This window comes from Streptomyces sp. NBC_01233, from assembly GCF_035989305.1.
GTDB lineage: Bacteria > Actinomycetota > Actinomycetes > Streptomycetales > Streptomycetaceae > Streptomyces.
On the sequence record NZ_CP108514.1, the window covers coordinates 5943915 to 5961125 of the forward strand.

13 protein-coding genes are annotated in these 17211 nt (G+C 70.0%); 3 read left to right on the forward strand and 10 right to left on the reverse strand.

All coding sequences use genetic code 11. The annotated features are described in order from the left end of the window. Window positions 1-2: 2 nt before the first annotated feature. The 10 genes from OG332_RS28490 to OG332_RS28535 all read right to left on the reverse strand — a co-directional run bounded on the left by OG332_RS28490 (window position 3) and on the right by OG332_RS28535 (window position 10073). Window positions 3-458: a hypothetical protein gene (locus OG332_RS28490; protein ID WP_327416134.1), complete on the reverse strand. Its 456-nt coding sequence runs from the start codon at window positions 456-458 to the stop codon at window positions 3-5. A 159-nt stretch (window positions 459-617) separates the two neighbouring features. Beyond that, window positions 618-1337 carry a PspA/IM30 family protein gene (locus OG332_RS28495; protein ID WP_327416135.1) on the reverse strand — a complete coding sequence of 240 codons (720 nt, stop codon included), beginning with the start codon at window positions 1335-1337 and terminating at the stop codon, window positions 618-620. Window positions 1338-1380: 43 nt separating this feature from the next. Then, window positions 1381-3447 (reverse strand): TPM domain-containing protein, encoded by a 2067-nt coding sequence (locus OG332_RS28500; RefSeq protein ID WP_442816379.1) that lies wholly within the window; start codon window positions 3445-3447, stop codon window positions 1381-1383. 263 nt (window positions 3448-3710) lie between these two features. Beyond that, window positions 3711-4010, reverse strand: coding sequence for a 4a-hydroxytetrahydrobiopterin dehydratase (locus OG332_RS28505; protein ID WP_327416136.1), 300 nt, complete (start codon window positions 4008-4010; stop codon window positions 3711-3713). Between the two features lie 2 nt (window positions 4011-4012). Next, window positions 4013-5272 carry a helix-turn-helix transcriptional regulator gene (locus OG332_RS28510; RefSeq protein WP_327416137.1) on the reverse strand — a complete coding sequence of 420 codons (1260 nt, stop codon included), beginning with the start codon at window positions 5270-5272 and terminating at the stop codon, window positions 4013-4015. A 521-nt stretch (window positions 5273-5793) separates the two neighbouring features. Further along, on the reverse strand, window positions 5794-6006 hold the full coding sequence (locus tag OG332_RS28515; RefSeq protein WP_327416138.1) for a hypothetical protein: 213 nt from the start codon (window positions 6004-6006) through the stop codon (window positions 5794-5796). A gap of 216 nt (window positions 6007-6222) precedes the next feature. After that, window positions 6223-6999, reverse strand: coding sequence for a succinate dehydrogenase/fumarate reductase iron-sulfur subunit (locus tag OG332_RS28520; RefSeq protein WP_327416139.1), 777 nt, complete (start codon window positions 6997-6999; stop codon window positions 6223-6225). Then, window positions 6996-8912, reverse strand: a complete 1917-nt coding sequence (locus OG332_RS28525; protein ID WP_327416140.1) for a fumarate reductase/succinate dehydrogenase flavoprotein subunit — start codon at window positions 8910-8912, stop codon at window positions 6996-6998. The genes OG332_RS28520 and OG332_RS28525 overlap by 4 nt, the downstream gene beginning before the upstream one ends. 1 nt (window position 8913) lies before the next feature. Then, window positions 8914-9738: a hypothetical protein gene (locus tag OG332_RS28530; protein ID WP_327416141.1), complete on the reverse strand. Its 825-nt coding sequence runs from the start codon at window positions 9736-9738 to the stop codon at window positions 8914-8916. Window positions 9739-9842: 104 nt separating this feature from the next. After that, on the reverse strand, window positions 9843-10073 hold the full coding sequence (locus OG332_RS28535) for a hypothetical protein (protein WP_327416142.1): 231 nt from the start codon (window positions 10071-10073) through the stop codon (window positions 9843-9845). Window positions 10074-10421: 348 nt separating this feature from the next. Here OG332_RS28535 and OG332_RS28540 point away from each other — a divergent pair, with 348 nt between their 5' ends. The 3 genes from OG332_RS28540 to OG332_RS28550 all read left to right on the forward strand — a co-directional run bounded on the left by OG332_RS28540 (window position 10422) and on the right by OG332_RS28550 (window position 17139). Beyond that, entirely contained in the window at window positions 10422-12761 is a 2340-nt protein-coding gene (locus OG332_RS28540; protein WP_327416143.1) for an ABC transporter family substrate-binding protein, read from the forward strand. Between the two features lie 347 nt (window positions 12762-13108). Beyond that, entirely contained in the window at window positions 13109-15013 is a 1905-nt protein-coding gene (typA, locus tag OG332_RS28545) for a translational GTPase TypA (RefSeq protein WP_327416144.1), read from the forward strand. A gap of 470 nt (window positions 15014-15483) precedes the next feature. Next, window positions 15484-17139 carry a peptide ABC transporter substrate-binding protein gene (locus tag OG332_RS28550; RefSeq protein ID WP_327416145.1) on the forward strand — a complete coding sequence of 552 codons (1656 nt, stop codon included), beginning with the start codon at window positions 15484-15486 and terminating at the stop codon, window positions 17137-17139. Window positions 17140-17211 lie beyond the last annotated feature (72 nt).

Sequence of the window (17211 nt, forward strand, 5' to 3'; positions counted from 1 at the left end):
GCTCACCGGCCCCCGTCGTTGCCGCCGGTGGCGGGCGTGTCCTTGTACGCATCGGTCATGCGGGCGAAGTCACCGCGCAGGGTCTCGTCGTTGGAGACCTGGCCCTTGCCCGCTGAGATCATCGGGCCCTGCAGCGTCGTGCACTTGCCCACCAGACCGTCGAGGTACGTCTTCCACGACTGGTACAGCTCGCCCTGCGCGGCGGCGCTCTCCACGCCGGTGACGGCGGAGCCCTTCTGGCCGGTCTCGAACCCGGTGAGGGCCTTCTTGATCGCCGTCACCAGCTCGCCGACGTCCTGGCTGCCCTTCTTCCAGACCGCCATGTCGGACTTGAGGTCCTCACCGCCGGACCCGCCGCCACCTCCGTCCGGCGCAGCGCACGCCAGCCGCATCTGCGCGTCGGATGCCGGTCCTTGTTTGAGCCCCGCCCACTCCGCGTCGAAGGACGTCATGCTCACCCGAGCCCCCGTAACACTCTGCAATTGCAATGACCGGGTGATCCTAATACCTCGACAGCGCTGCGCCTCCCGCCCGGGGTTGGATCGCAGCACCGGCCGGACCCCCATAACGGACTGTAGCGTTCCGTAACTCCGCGACTGGTTTCCCCGGGGCGACGGTCAGGCGGCGCGCCCCTGCTTGAGGGCGGCGAGCCTGGCCTCGATCTCCGAGGACTTCCCGAGGTCCTCCAGGTACTCGAACTGGGCGTCCAGCGAGGAGGCCGCCAGCTCCTGCCTGCCCATCGCCAGAGCCTCCTCGCGCCGGACCTTCTCCTCGAAACGGTTCAGGTCGCTCGTCGGGTCCAGGACGTCGATGTTCTTCACCGCGTCCAGCATCGTGTTCTGCGCCTGAGCGGTCTTGGCCCGGGCCACCAGCTCGTCCCGCTTGGACTGGAGCTCGGCCAGCTTGCTCTTCATCGAGTCCAGACCCGACTTGAGCTTGTCGACGACCTCCGTCTGGGCGGCGATCGTCGGTTCCGCCGTCCTCGCCTCCTTCTCCGACTGCATCTGCCGGCCCAGCGCCACCTTCGCGAGGTCGTCGAACCGGTCGGCTTCCGCCGTCGCCCCCGACGCCCGCAGCTCGTCCCCCTTCCTGCTCGCCGCGAGGGCCTTGACGCCCCACTCGGAGGCCGCCTCCACGTCCTCCTTGTGGTCCGCCTCCAGCATCCGGAGGTTGCCGATCGTCGTCGCGACGGCCTGCTCCGCCTCCGAGATGTTGTTCGTGTAGTCGCGGATCAGCTGGTCCAGCATCTTCTGCGGGTCCTCCGCCTGGTCCAGCAGCGCGTTGATGTTGGCCTTGGCGAGCTGGGTGACGCGGCCGAGGATGGTCTGCTTGCTCATGACTCGTCTCTCCTGGTGAGGGATGGGCTTGTCCGTTGCACGTTCAGAAGCGGCCGCCGCCGCCCATGCGTCCGCGGGTTCCGCCGCCGCCGAAGGAGCCGGGGCCGCCACCACCGCCGAAACCGCCGCCGAAGCCCCCGCCCCCGCCGCGGCCGAAACCGCCGCCCCGCAGGATCTCGCCGAGGATGATCCCGCCGAGCGCGGCGCCGCTCTGGCCGCCGCGCCGGCCCGCGTACGGGTCCTGGTACGCCCGTACGTCCTGCTCGGCCAGCTGCTGAGCCTGCCGTGCCATCGCGTCCGCCCGCTGGGCCTCCGCCAGCGCGCCCGACGGATCGGCCTCCGCCAGGGATCCCGCCCGTTCCAGGTGCCGGCCGGCCTCCGCCAGCCGGGTGCGGGCCTGGCTGCCGACCGCGCCCCGGCTGGTGGTGACGTAGTCCGTCGCCGCGCCGATCGCGCTGCGTGCGGAGAGCATGGCCTGGTCGAGCAGGGCCGCCGCCCGCTGCCGGCCCGACTCCCGCTCCCGCACCCCGGAGAGGGCTTCGTCGAGGGCCGCGTCGGCCTCCTCGATCCGGCGCAGGGTGTCGATCGGGTCGTACCGGCCGGACGCCTCCTCCTGCCGTACGCCGGCCAGTACGGCCTCCGCCCGGCCGATCCGCCCGCGCAGGTCCGCCGTGGAAGTGCCCTCCGTGGTGCCCGTCAGCAGCCCGCGGGCGTCCGCGAGGTCGGTCTCCGTCTCGTTCAGCGCGCCCGTCAGCTTCCCGGCCGCCTCCGCCAGCTCCTGTGCCCGCCGCTCGACCGCGTCCACCAGGGTCGCCGCCTGGTCCACGGCTCCCTCGGCGGCCCGTACGTGCACGGCCGCCGTACCGTTCTCCCCGGTGGCGAGGGCCGCGTGGGCCAGGCCCAGGTTGGTCGCCGTGAACAGCAGCCGGTCCTTGGCCTGTTCGGGGTTGGAGGCGACGGGCGCGGCAGCGGAGTCCGCGTACCGACGGGTCAGCGCGGTCAAGGTCGCCTCGGCGGTGGTGGCGCGCCCGGTCAGTTCCAGATAGCGCTCCTCCACGGCCGCCAGCGCCTGCGGCGCGTTCTTCTCCAGGTCCCGCAGCCGGTCGAAGTCCGCCGACTCGGCGTCGAGCCGCCGGTTCGCCTCGGTGCAGCGGGCGACGATCTCGTCCAGCATCCGGCGCCGGGTCGCGTCGTCCTCCGGGTAGGCGTCGTCCAACTGCTGGCGCAGCCGGAACGCGTGGGTCAGCTCGCCCTTGGCGTACCCCACGGCCTCGGTGAAGGTGCCGACCGCCTCCTCGCCGAACTGCGCCGAGGCGAAACCGAGTTCCTCCGTGCTGGTGCGGACGGCGTCGTCGGTCTCCACCAGCAGGGTCCTGGCCCTGCCGTCCAGTTCCGGCAGCGGAAGCCGGTCCGGCGCGCCTTCGGGCCAGCCCGGCCCGGTGGTCGTACCGCGACCGCCGCCGGAGGCCGCCTTCCGCTTGCGGCGGGTGTACGCGTACGCCCCGAGCGCCCCGGCCGCGCCGACCGCGACCACCGGCAGCACGAAGTCCCCGGCGCCGTTCTCGCCGCTCGACCCGCCACCGGGATCGGCCGGGCCGGGGGTGATGGTGGGCACGGGCACGGGCTGTCCGGCGAGCACCGCGTCGTACCCGTTCGCCGCGCCGATCGCGGCGCCCGCCCAGTCGTTCTGCTTCAGGGCCGGCTCGATGGCCGTCTGCGCGACGGTCGCCAGCTGCTGCTCGGTGAACCCGGAGTCGACGTCGGCCGAATAGGCGTACTGGCGGGCCCCCGTCGCCACGGCCAGCAGGAGGTCGTCCTGGCCGAGCCCGTTCTTCTGCGCGGTGGCGTCGGCCCAGCTCTGGGCGGAGCGCCCGGAGAAGTCGTCCACGTACGCCACGAAGAGCTGGATCCTCCGGTCGGCGTAGAGCTCGTCGAGCGCGGCGGCGACGGCCGCCTGCCGGTTCCCCAGGGCCCCGACCCGGTCGGTGATCTGGCCCTGCCGGGACAGGGTGACGGGGTCCTCGGCCCGCGCGGGCGGAGCCTGGGCGACACCCCACCCGCCGAGCGCCAGCAGCGCGGCGGCGAGGGCGAGCCCGGCCCGTACGAAGATCCTGCTTCGGGGCCCGCTTCTCGGTCTGCTTCTCGGCGGAATCACATTTGGGAGATTATGGGCGGCTTTCCGGCTCCGCACCCGGAGTGATCACCGTGACCCGCCGCGGTACCTGGGAGGCGCCGCCCTTGGTGCGGTGCGGTACGGGGCGGGGTCGGCTGCTTGGTCTTTCCACGGTCGGTTCCTGAGGGTGCGAGCCACACCTGAACGGCGCCAGCCCCGGCGTGGTGTCCGTGCCGGGGCTGTTCGGGGCGCAATCCGGATCAGATTGCGCCGTGCGCCGGTGCGGCTGCCTCGATGCGCCGGGCCAGCTCGATGTCATGCTCGGCGACGTACCCGCCGAGGTCGCTTGAGCTGATCGAGACATGCACGGTCTTGTAGCCGAGCGTTGAGTCCGAATGGTGCCCGAGGTCGTCCTGAATGGCCGCGATGTGGACGACGAACGCCGCGCCCTGGATGTGCGGGATCGAGTATGAGCGCTCGATCTTTCGGCCGTCCGTCGTCCAGCTGGGCAGGTCTCTGATGCGTTCCTCGATCTGTTCCGTTGACAGAGCCTCAGTCACGGTCAAACCCCCTTGCCGATGGGCGCCAGCACCTCCGCCAGGTCCTGGCCGATCGGTTCAGCTTGCCACGGTGCCATGGCCGTCTCTACGGCCCCCAGCTCCCGCCGGGCTCGTTCCGAACCCGTCTCCACCACGATCCCGGCCGCGCGCCGCGCCAGCTCTACGGCGCGCTCGGGCTCTCGCAGCGAAGCGGCGGCTACTGCTTGTCGGCCAGCCCACACAGCGATATCCCGCCGTGCCGTCGGCGGAGCCGAGGGGATGATCTCCTGCCACAGACGGTCAGCCTCACGGGCCAGGCCGAGACGGCCGTAGCAGGTGGCGCGCTGCACCTCCACGTAGTGCGGCGTACGCAGGCAAGCCGTGCCCCACACTTCGACGTCAACGGCATCGACCAGGCGCCCGGCCTTGTCGAGCAGTTCGTCCACCTGGCGGCGGCCGCCAAGAAGCGATACGCCGTGTGCCTGCTGCTGGAGGGCGAATGCCTGGACTTCCGGCGAGAGACGCGGGGCGTCCATCAGCGCGCCCTCGCAGAGGTCGACCACCGCTCTGCCCATCGCCTGATCGGTGCGCGCCATGGCGCGGTCCACCAGCGCGCAGGCGACTGCTTCCCGGTCGCGGGAGCGGTGCGCCAACTCCTGAGCGACGTCGTGCCAACGCAGGGCCGTTGTTGGGTCGCCGGCGTCGAGGTAGAGCCAAGCGGCGAACGCCGCGTAAGAGACGCCGACATGGGCCATTTGCTGCCGCGTGGGGCCGTCCGCCGTGTCGACGAGTTGGCCGATGAGATCGCACTGCGCCGTGACCGTACCCGTGAGCGCGCGTGAGCCGAGCATCATGTCAGCGCGGTAGTGCCCTTCCAACTGTTGCTGGAAGTAGGGGATCAGCGCTGGGTCGACGTATCGGGGAGTGGCCATTGCCGTGGAGAACGACGCGGCTGCAACGGCGCCGACGAACGTTCGGCGGTCCATGCCGATCAGCTCCTCATGGGCCGGTGCGCTTCCCTCCACAGGCCCTTCCTGCCGCGCCTCGCGGGCTACTGCCGCCGCGCGGTCGAATACCCCTGCGGGCACGCCGAACACCACCGCGAGATTCCTTCGTGTCTCCGGGGTCGGTACGCGCGTACTCCGCTCCCAGCGGCCAACTTCCCGGGCATCCTTCGCCATCGTGCTGGACACTCGACAGTATTCGTCAGCTACCTGCTGCTGTGTCCAACCGTGCTCGTCACGAAGTCGCTTGAGTAGGTGGCCAATGGTCTCCGCCGCCATGGATGCCTCCGTTCTGGCCCCCATTCTGGCCCCCTGATTGGCCCGTGGGCAGGCCGTTCCAAGGAATCAAGCGCTGCGGTTCCCTTGATGGATGGGCGACCGCCCACAAGACCCCGGCGACCGCGCGAACGGTCCCGGGGCGTGGCCAACCTGAAAGAGCAGGCTGACTCATGAACTGTATCGTCCGTCTCTTCGAACCGTTGTTGCCGGTGAGCGCCGCAGACCGTACCGCATGGCAGGTGCCCGTGGCGGAGGGAAAGCCCGTTGGGCTGGGGCTGTGCTGGGAGCCGGCGCCCGGCAACCCGGCTCGGAACTGCACTCTCAAGGACGGCCACGACGGGTCCCACTTCCACGAGTACGCGGGTGTCTCGTGGCGCCGGGCGGGTGTGAAGCGATGACCGCGCTGAAAAGCGGGCAGCAGGAGCCGCATGCCGTGCTGACGCTGCGTGTTTCGCGGGACGGCGGCCGGTCCTGGGGGCGAACGCGGGTGATCCACGGCGCTGAGCCCGTCTCGCCGGTACTCACCGCCGTATGGCCGCCGTGCCGGTGTCCCCGGTGTGCCCCGGGAGCGCCCCGGTGATCCGGCGTCTGCGGGACCGGTGGATGGTCGTGCCCGGGGAGTGGTGGTTCATGCACTGCTCGTGCAGGCCGTTGGCGCGGTTGCTGCGCTCGGAGCGGCGCCGGCTCAACGCTGAGACAGCTGAGTGGCTGTCCGAGGCGTCCGAGCGGCTCACGCACCGGATGCAAGAGCGCGTCGCCAACGACACAACCGGCGGGACCGACGGCTGGTAGACACTCCGGCCGGTGCGAGGAAGAGCAGTCGCCCCGGACTGTTTCAGGCCGGAGACCGACCGTGCCACCGCGCACGACAGTCGCTGAGCATCTTTCTGCCCGGACGCCCCTCATGGGGTGTCCGGGCAGTCTTCGTCTATCGGTCCACCGTGCACGGACTACGGCGTGTCGGAGCGCCGCCTGATCCTGCTGCCCAGCCACACCAGCGGGTCGTACTTGCGGTCCACCGCCCGCTCCTTCAGCGGGATCAGCGCGTTGTCGGTGATCTTGATGCCCTCGGGGCAGACCTCCGTGCAGCACTTGGTGATGTTGCAGTAGCCGAGCCCGTGCTCCTCCTGCGCGGTGCGTTTGCGGTCCAGGCCCGCCTCGCCCGCCGCGTCCAGGGGGTGCATGTCCAGCTCCGCGACCCGCATCAGGAAGCGCGGACCGGCGAAGACGCCCTTGTTCTCCTCGTGGTCGCGCACCACGTGGCAGGTGTCCTGGCACAGGAAGCACTCGATGCACTTGCGGAACTCCTGCGAGCGCTCCACGTCGATCTGCTGCATCCGGTACGCGCCCGGGGCCACCCCCTCCGGCGGCACGAAGGCCGGGACCTCCCGCGCCTTCTGGTAGTTGAAGGACACGTCCGTCACCAGGTCGCGGACGACCGGGAAGGCGCGCAGCGGGGTGACCGTGATCGTCTCGGACCGCTCGAAGGTGGACATCCGCGTCATGCACAGCAGCCGCGGCCGGCCGTTGACCTCCGCGCTGCACGAGCCGCACTTGCCCGCCTTGCAGTTCCAGCGCACCGCGAGGTCCGAGGCCTGGGTGGCCTGGAGCCGGTGGACGATGTCCAGGACTACCTCCCCGTCGTGCACCTCGACGGTGAAGGCCCGCAGTTCCCCGCCCTCCGCGTCGCCCCGCCAGACCCGGAAGCTCGCGTCGTACGTACTCATTCGTACAGCTCCTCTTCGGCGAGGTACTTGACCAGCTCTTCCTTCTCGAAGAGCGCGAGCAGGTCGGGACGGATGGGATCGGTGCGGGTCCGCACCAGGGCGATCCGGTCTGCCGCGGGATCCGCCGGCGCCGGCTTTCCCTCATCGACGGTCACCGGGCGGCACAGCAGGTTCACCGGGCGCCAGCTGCGTTCCATCGACGGGAAGTCCTCGCGGGTGTGCCCGCCCCGGCTCTCGGTGCGCTCCAGGGCCGCGCGCGCCACGCACTCGCTGACCAGCAGCATGTTCCGCAGGTCCAGGGCCAGGTGCCAGCCCGGGTTGAACTGCCGGTGCCCCTCGACCCCGGCCCGGGAGGCCCGTACGCGCAGGATCGCGAGCTTCTCCAGCGCCTCGGCCATCTCGCCCTCGCGCCGGATGATGCCGACGAGGTCGTTCATGGTCGTCTGGAGCTCCTGGTGGAGGGTGTACGGGTTCTCCGCGCCCTCGGCGGCGTGGAACGGGGCCAGCGCCTCCGCGGCCGCCCCGTCGATCTCCGCCTGGGAGACCGCCGGGCGCTCGCCGGTGGCCGCGGCGTGCTCCGCCGCGTGCAGTCCGGCCCGGCGGCCGAAGACGAGCAGGTCGGACAGGGAGTTCCCGCCGAGCCGGTTCGAGCCGTGCATCCCGCCCGCGACCTCGCCCGCGGCGAACAGCCCCGGCACCCCGACGGTGGCCGCGGTCTCGGAGTCGACGGCGATCCCGCCCATCACGTAGTGGCAGGTCGGGCCCACCTCCATCGGCTCCGCGGTGATGTCCACGTCCGCCAGCTCCTTGAACTGGTGGTACATCGACGGGAGCCGCCGCTTGATCTTCTCGGCGGGCATCCGGGTGGACACGTCGAGGAAGACCCCGCCGTGCGGGGAGCCGCGGCCGGCCTTCACCTCGGAGTTGATGGCCCGCGCCACCTCGTCGCGCGGCAGCAGTTCGGGCGGGCGCCGGTTGTGGTCCGGGTCCTCGTACCAGCGGTCGCCCTCCGCCTCCGACTCGGCGTACTTCTCCTTGAAGACGTCGGGGACGTAGTCGAACATGAACCGCTTGCCCTCGGAGTTGCGCAGCACCCCGCCGTCACCGCGCACCGACTCGGTGACGAGGATGCCCTTCACCGACGGGGGCCAGACCATGCCGGTCGGGTGGAACTGCACGAACTCCATGTTGAGCAGGGGCGCACCCGCGAGCAGGGCCAGCGCGTGGCCGTCGCCCGTGTACTCCCAGGAGTTGGAGGTGGTCTTGAAGGACTTGCCGATCCCGCCCGTGGCCAGCACCACGGCGGGGGCCTCCAGGACGAAGAAGCGGCCGGACTCGCGTTCGTAGCAGAAGGTCCCCGAGACCCTCTGCCCGTCCTTGAGGACCCTGGTGACGGTGCACTCCTGGAAGACCTTGAGCCGGGCCTCGTAGTCCCCGTACTCCTTGAAGTCCTCCTGCTGGAGCGCGACGATCTTCTGCTGGAGGGTGCGGATCAGCTCCAGGCCGGTGCGGTCGCCGACGTGCGCGAGGCGCGGGTACTCGTGGCCGCCGAAGTTGCGCTGGGAGATCTTCCCGTCGGGCGTCCGGTCGAAGAGCGCGCCCCACGTCTCCAGCTCCCAGACCCGGTCCGGGGCCTCCTTCGCGTGCAGCTCGGCCATCCGCCACTGATTGAGGAACTTGCCCCCGCGCATGGTGTCGCGGAAGTGCACCTGCCAGTTGTCGCCCTCGTTGACGTTGCCCATGGAGGCGGCGATCCCGCCCTCGGCCATCACCGTGTGGGCCTTGCCGAAGAGGGACTTGCAGATCACGGCCGTACGGGCGCCGCGCTCGCGGGCCTCGATCGCGGCGCGCAGCCCGGCGCCGCCCGCGCCGACCACGACCACGTCCCACTGCTGCCGTTCCACTTGAGCCATCTCAGAAGATCCTCGGGTCGGTGAAGGCGCCGCTGGCCAGCAGGTACACGTAGAAGTCGCACAGGGCCACGCTGATCAGGGAGGCCCACGCCAGCTGCATGTGACGGGTGTTGAGCCGGCTGATCCAGCCCCAGAGCCGGTAGCGGACCGGGTGCTTCGAGAAGTGCTTGAGCCGGCCGCCCATGATGTGGCGGCAGGAGTGGCAGGACAGCGTGTAGGCCCAGATCAGCGTGATGTTGACCAGGAACAGCAGGGTCCCGAGGCCCATGTGGCCCCACTCGTAGTGCTCGTCGCGGAAGGTCAGCACGGTGTCGTACGTGAGGATGCCCGCGACCGGGACCGCCGCGTAGAAGAAGTACCGGTGGATGTTCTGGAGGATCAGCGGGAAGCGGGTCTCGCCGGTGTACTTCGTGTGCGGTTCGGCGACGGCGCAGGCGGGCGGCGAGGCCCAGAAGCCCCGGTAGTAGGCCTTGCGGTAGTAGTAGCAGGTCAGCCGGAACCCGAGCGGGAAGATCAGGATCAGCAGGGCGGGGGAGAGGACCCACCAGCTGCCGAAGATCTCCCAGTTGGGACCGCCCTTCATCGGGACGCAGTTCTCCGCGAGGCACGGGGAGTAGAAGGGGGAGACGTACGGGGCCGCGTAGTAGTCGGCGTTCGCGAAGGCCCGCCAGGTCGAGTAGACGATGAAGGCGAGCAGCCCGGCCGCGGTGACGGCGGGGGAAAGCCACCACCGGTCGGTCCGCAGGTGCCGGGCAGAGATCGCGGCCCGGGAGGCGTCGTGGACGCCGCCGGGCCGCTGCCGGGGTGGTTGTGTTCCTGTGGCCAAAGGGGACTCCGGGAGGAGTGATGAGGGGTGGCCCCAGGGGGCCCGGCCGCGAGCGGCCGGGCCGGATGGGGTGTACGGGATGTCTGTGGGGTCGCGTACGCCGGTCAGGGCGCGCGGCGGTCGCGGGCGCCGAGGCCCTCGTCGTCCGAGTCGGTCCACAGCGAGCTGTCGTACGGGGTGTCCGGGACCGTCACCATCCGGGACGGCTCCGGCGGGGACGCCGGCGTCGAGCTCCCGCGCTTCTGCCGCCCGGCCTGCTGCTCCAGCCGCTCGACCTTGCGCGTGAGCTCGTCGAGGTTTCGCCGTACGGCATTCAGATCGTCTTGCAGGGACATGATTTGCCCTCACTTCCGCCATGGTGCGGTGGCAACGCTCATGTGCGCCTGCGAGTGTCGCGCTTCCCGTCCCCCGTTGTGAAGGGACGTGCAGCGATTGCGGGCGCGCAGGCGTGAACTGTGCGCCCCTCCCTGCCTCCCATTCTCATCCCTCTCCCGGGGGAACGCCCCTTCGGCGCGCAAGCCGGATTGGTCCGCACGGGTGGGGTTCGCGGCGTGGCGAGAGGCGGCTGCGAAGGGTGCGGCGGACCGTCGATTTCAGTGGGATCCGGCAACCGGTGTGATCAGCTCCATATACCGCCGAACGTGATCATGCTTCCCCCACGCCCCGCCCCGGAGGTACCACCCATGTCCCAGCGCAGGCGCAGGTCCTTGGCGCTCCTGACCTCGGGAGTCCTCGCACTGCCGCTCCTCACGGGCTGCGGCGCGGGTGAAGACGAGGGCGGCCCCGTCGCCGCAGGACAGGACATCGCCACGACCGCCCGCGAGAAGGTCGCGGACGGGGGTGTGCTGCGCTGGGCCGTGGACACCCTGCCGGACACCCTGAACACCTTCCAGGCCGACGCGGACGCCACCACCACCCGTATCGCGGGGGCCGTGCTGCCGCAGCTGTTCGTGCTGGACGCCAAGGGCCGGCCCGTGGCCAATCCCGACTACCTGGAGAAGGCCGAGGTCGTCGAGCGGGAGCCCAAGCAGGTCGTCCTTTACAAGCTGAACCAGCAGGCGGTGTGGAGCGACGGACGCGAGATCGGCGCCCCCGATTTCGTGGCGCAGTGGCGGGCCCTGAACGGCAAGGACTCGGCGTACTGGACGGCGCGCAACGCCGGATACGAGCGGATCGAGAAGATCGAGAAGGGCAAGACCGACCTGGAGGTCAGGGTCACCTTCGCCAAGCCGTACGCCGACTGGCGCTCCCTGTTCAGCCCGCTCTACCCGAAGCAGGTCACCGGCACCCCCGACGCCTTCAACGAGGGCGCCCGCGGCGCTCTGAAGGTCACCGCCGGACCCTTCGCCCTCGGCGCGATCGACAAGAAGGCCGGCACCGCGGCCCTCACCCGCAATCCGCGCTGGTGGGGCCGGCAGGCCAAGCTGGACACGCTGGTCCTGACGGCGGTGCCGCGGGCCGAGCGTCCGGCGGCGCTGGCCGCCGGGAAGCTCGATCTGGCCGAGATCGACCGGAGCGGGGCCGACCGGATCGCCCTGGCCCGCCGGGACGCCGCCAAGGGCGCTGCCGGCAAGGGCGGCGCGGGCTCGGGCGGCGCCCCGGCGCACGGCCCGGGAGCCGCGCTGACCCCGGCGCAGGCCACGCTGTCGTGGGCCGTCGCCTACGGGGCGGACGAGGACAAGGCCATGGCGGAGAAGGAGAGCCGCGACAAGCACGTCGCGGCGGTGAAACGGTACGCCGACGAGCAGACGGCCCTGCGGAACTTCACCGTCCGCAAGTCCCTGGAGCCCGCCTACACCCAGCTCGCGATGAACGGGGCCTCGGGCCCGCTGGCGGACGAACGGGTGCGCCGGGCGATCGCCCGGGCCCTGGACCGCAAGGCGCTGGCCGAGCTCGTGCTCAAGCCGCTCGGCCTGCCGGCGCAGCCGGTCGGCAGCCACGTGGCGCTCGCCGGGCAGCGGGCGTACGCCGACAACAGCGACGCCCTCGGCGGCCAGGACACCCAGGCGGCCCAGGCCCTCCTCGCGGACGCGGGCTGGCGCCGGGGCGGCAAGATCACCGAGCCGACGGGAGCCAAGGCCGGCCCGGAGAGCGAGCCGCAGGACGACGGGAAGACCCCGTCGGGCCCGGGCACCGGAAACGACGGGCTCTACATCGTCGGCCAGGACGACGAGGCCAACGGCGACCTGCGCTCGGCCGCAGGGCAGCCCCCGCAGGCCCGTCCGGCCGCCCGCGGCGAGCGCCCCCTCGCCGCGGCCCCGGGAGGCGCGCAGGACCGGACCTCCCCGGTGCTGGCCCCCGCCCCCTTCGGAGCCCAGCAGGAGGCGTCCCTCCTCGCCCAGGCCGCCCGGGCGGCGGCCGTCGACGACGGCAAGCGCAGCGCGGCCCGCGACGGCGACGCGGCGGATCCCGCCAAGGCCTCCCCGGCCCCGGCCAAGCAGGCCACCCGCACCTCCGGCGCCATGCTCGCCAAGGACGGCAAGGCGCTCACCCTGCGCTTCGTCCTCCCGGCCGGCCCCGGCTCGGAGTCCCTGCGCGCGGTCGGCGAGCGGATCGCCCAGATGCTGCGCAAGCTCGGCGTGAACACCGAGACGACCAAGGTGGCCGACGACAGCTTCTTCAAGGACCACGTCGCCTCGGGCCAGTACGACCTGGCCCTCTACTCCTGGCCCGCGACCGCCTACCCCGCGACCGACGCCCGGCCCATCTTCGCCAAGCCGGAGCCGGCCGCGGACGGCTCGCTCCTCGTCGAACAGAACTACACACGGGTCGGCACCGACCACATCGACCAGCTCTTCGACCAGGCGGTCGGCGAGCTGGACGAGGACCAGTCCCGCGAGCTGATCCGCAAGGCGGACGCCCGGATCTGGGCCGCCGCCGGCTCCATCCCCCTCTTCCAGCGCCCGGAGCTGGTGGCCGTCAAGCCGGGCCTGGCCAACGCCGGCGCCTTCGGCCTCGGCACCCCCCGCTACCAGGACATCGGCTGGAAGAAGCCGCCGACCGCCAAGGACAAGAAGAAGTAGCGTGGGCGAAGAAGTGATGACAAAGGGGTGCCTGTCAGGTTGACCCGGGGGTGGCAAGCTCAGATGTGACTCAAGTCCCTTGCCCGCCGGATCTCCGGCGGGCAAGGTCGTGCCATACCCATTGACCCGGCCGTTGACCCGCATGAATACCGGCAGCATGGGCGGCCGGGGCACCCCACGCAGCACTCGGCAGCGCTCATTCGTCCGGCCTCTTGACAGACCCCCCGGCAGGCGGTTCCCGCCACGCGACGTACCATGGGGTAAGGCCGTGGCAGGTTTTCGCCCGGCCGAGGCGCGCGTGCCAGGCCGTACGCGACGCCATCCACGATCCCGGGAGAAGCGCCGAAGTGCCCACGCGCCACGACATCCGTAACGTCGCCATCGTCGCCCACGTCGACCATGGCAAGACGACCATCGTCGATGCCATGCTCAAGCAGGCCGGTGCCTTCGCCGCCCACCAGCACCTCGACGACCGCATGATGGACTCGAACGACCTGGAGCGTGAGAAGGGCATCACGATCCTCGCCAAGAACACGGCGGTGAAGTATCACCCCAAGGACGGCGGGGCCCCGATCACGATCAACATCATCGACACCCCCGGCCACGCCGACTTCGGTGGTGAGGTCGAGCGCGGTCTGTCGATGGTGGACGCCGTCGTTCTGCTGGTGGACGCCTCCGAGGGTCCGCTGCCCCAGACCCGCTTCGTCCTGCGCAAGGCCCTGCAGGCGAAGATGCCGGTCATCCTCTGCATCAACAAGACCGACCGTCCGGACTCCCGGATCGACGAGGTCGTCAACGAGACGTACGACCTCTTCCTCGACCTGGACGCGGACGAGGACCAGATCGAGTTCCCGATCGTCTACGCCTGCGGCCGTGACGGCGTCGCCTCGCTGACCAAGCCCGAGGACGGCACCGTCCCGGCGGACAGCACCAACCTGGAGCCGTTCTTCTCCACCATCCTGGAGCACGTCCCGGCCCCGGTGTACGACGAGGAGGCCCCCCTCCAGGCCCACGTCACCAACCTGGACGCCGACAACTTCCTCGGCCGCATCGCGCTCGTTCGCGTCGAGCAGGGCGAGCTGCGCAAGGGCCAGACCGTCGCGTGGATCAAGCGTGACGGCTCCGTCTCCAACGTCCGCATCACCGAGCTGATGATGACCGAGGCGCTCACCCGCAAGCCGGCCGAGGTGGCGGGCCCGGGTGACATCTGCGCGGTCGCCGGTTTCCCCGAGATCATGATCGGCGAGACCCTGGCCGACCCGGAGAACCCGATCGCGCTCCCGCTGATCTCGGTCGACGAGCCGGCGATCTCCATGACCATCGGTACGAACACCTCCCCGATGGTCGGCCGCGGCGGCAGCGGCAAGGGCGCGGACGCCAAGTCCGCGGTCAAGGACCGCAAGGTCACCGCCCGCCAGGTCAAGGACCGTCTGGACCGCGAGCTGGTCGGCAACGTCTCGCTCCGCGTCCTCGACACCGAGCGCCCGGACGCCTGGGAGGTCCAGGGCCGCGGTGAGCTCGCGCTCGCCATCCTGGTCGAGCAGATGCGCCGCGAGGGCTTCGAGCTGACCATCGGCAAGCCGCAGGTCGTCACGCAGGAGGTCGACGGCAAGGTCCACGAGCCGGTCGAGCGCATGACGATCGACGTCCCCGAGGAGCACATGGGTGCGGTCACGCAGCTCATGGGCGTCCGCAAGGGCCGCATGGACAACATGTCGAACCACGGCTCCGGCTGGGTCCGCATGGAGTTCGTCGTCCCGTCGCGCGGCCTCATCGGCTTCCGTACCGAGTTCCTGACCGGTACGCGCGGCACCGGCATCGCCCACTCGATCCACGAGGGCCACGAGCCGTGGTTCGGCCCGCTGGTGACCCGTAACAACGGTTCGCTGGTCGCCGACCGCGCCGGCTCGGTCACGCCGTTCGCGATGATCAACCTGCAGGAGCGCGGCGTCCTGTTCACCGACCCCGGCACCGAGGTGTACGAGGGCATGATCGTCGGCGAGAACTCGCGCTCCGACGACATGGACGTGAACATCACCAAGGAGAAGAAGCTCACCAACATGCGTGCGGCTTCCGCGGACAACACGGAGAACGTGATTCCGCCCCGCAAGCTCTCCCTGGAGCAGTCCCTGGAGTTCTGCCGCGACGACGAGTGCGTCGAGGTGACCCCGGAGGCCGTCCGCATCCGCAAGGTCGTGCTGGACCAGAAGGACCGCTCGCGCACCGCGTCGCGCGCCAAGTCCGGCAAGTAGCAGTAGTCGTACGGCCGTTCGCCCGGGTTTGCTCGGGCGGCGACCACGGCGATCGCCGCTGGCCACAGGGCCTGGTAGTGCAGCAGCCCCTCCCTTCACGGAGTCCGTGAAGGGAGGGGCTGTTCGCTTCTGTCAAGCGGATTTTTGCGTTCAGGTGTCCGCATACCGACCGTGACACTCCGGAAGATGAGCTAACCGTCCGTTTCGCACGTGTCTGTCTCCTATCCGTTTGTCCGGATTTCGGGTTTCTGACGCGGATCGATGTTGTGAAAACGAGACCACTTAAGTGTGGTTTACGGCCTGACAGTCCCTGAGGATGGCTCCATTGAGCTCGGGTCAATGGGTCACGCGATGTGGGGATCGCGCCGACTCACGAGCACACTATGGGCACGGAAATGCTCGCCGTCAGGGGTGTCGGCGAGGTTTTTTTGCCCCTCAAGTCGATCAGTGGACTCATGAGGAGGAAACCCATGCGCGGTGCCAAGAGCGCCAAGTGGGTCGTGGGCGCGGTTGTCGTCGCCCTGGCCGCTACCGCCTGTGGCGGCGGTGACGGTGACAGCAAGGACAAGGGCAGTGCCGCCAATGGCGGTACGTTCCGGATGGGCAGCACCGAGCCGGACACCATCGACCCGGGGCGTGCCCACGAGTCCACGGGCATCCTGCTGGCCAACGCCCTGTTCACCGGCCTGTACTCGAACACGCCGGACGGCCTGGCCGAGCCCGCGCTCGCCGAGTCGGCGAGCTCGGACGAGGGTTGCACCTCCTGGACCTTCAAGGTGAAGCCGGACACCAAGTTCTCCAACGGCGAGGTCGTGGACGCCGAGGCGTTCGCCCGTGGTTGGGCCCGTGCCGCGCACAAGGCCGCCGCGTCCGACGTGGCGTACCACTTCGCCGGCATCAAGGGCTACGAGCAGCTGCAGGACGGCTCGGCCAAGACCTTCTCCGGTGTCACCACCCCGGACGCGAACACCATCAAGGTGGACCTGTCCAAGGCGGACTGCGAGTTCGTCCTGAAGACGGCGCACAACGCCTACAGCCCGGTTCCGAAGTCGGCCAAGGTCGGCGAAGAGGACAAGGCGTTCGGCGAGGCCCCCGTCGGTAACGGTCCGTTCAAGATGGACGGCACCTGGGAGCACAACAAGGCGATCAACCTCGTCCGCAACGACGACTACTCGCTGACCAAGGCCTCCCTCGAGAAGGTCCAGGTCACGCTCCTCAACGACAAGACCGCGCAGCAGCTCGAGTACGACGGCTTCCAGGCCGGCACCTTCGACTACGCGCACATCCCGACGCCGATGCTCAAGACGGCCGAGGCGAAGTACAAGCCGCAGAACAAGTGGTTCGCCAAGGACACGAACGGCATGAACTTCGTTCTGCCGATCGGTGACAACGGTCCGACGAACAACAAGGACGCCCGTCTGGCGATCTCCTACGCGATCGACCGTCAGGCCATCGCCAAGGGTGTCTTCCAGGGCTACCAGACCCCGTCGACCACCATCGTTCCGCCGGCGTTCCCGAAGGCGTACCAGAAGGACCTCTGCGTCTCCTGCGTCAAGCAGGACGTCGCCAAGGCCAAGGAGCACGCCGAGAAGGGCGGCCTGAAGCCGGGTACCGAGATCAAGTTCAGCTTCAACACCGGTGCGGGCCACGAAGAGTGGGTCCAGGCCATCGCGAAGCAGCTCGAGGACGTTCTCGGCGTCAAGGTCAAGCTGGACGGCAAGGACTTCCCGGGCATGCTCAAGGAGCAGCAGGGTTCCGGCGCGACCGGCATCTACCGCTTCGCGTGGGGTGCGGACTACCCGACCCCGGAGAACTTCCTGTTCCCGCTGCTGCACTCGACCTCGATGAACAAGGACGCCGAGGGCAACGTGGTCGGTGACAACCGCGTCCGCTACAACAACCCCGAGTTCGACAAGCTGATCGACACGGCCCGCGCCACCAAGGACGAGGCCGCGCGTACGGCGATGTACAAGCAGGCCGAGAAGATGGCCATGGACGACATGGCGCTCATCCCGACCTTCAACCGCTCCCAGTTCCGCCTGATGGCGACCGACAAGTTCAACGGTCTGGACGACATCAACTTCAACGAGGACCCGATCCTCGAGAAGATCTCGATCAAGAAGTAATCGGTTCGGACGGTATATCCGTCAGGAGCGAACGTGCCGCGGCCCCCGGGTGACCGGTGGGCCGCGGCCCCG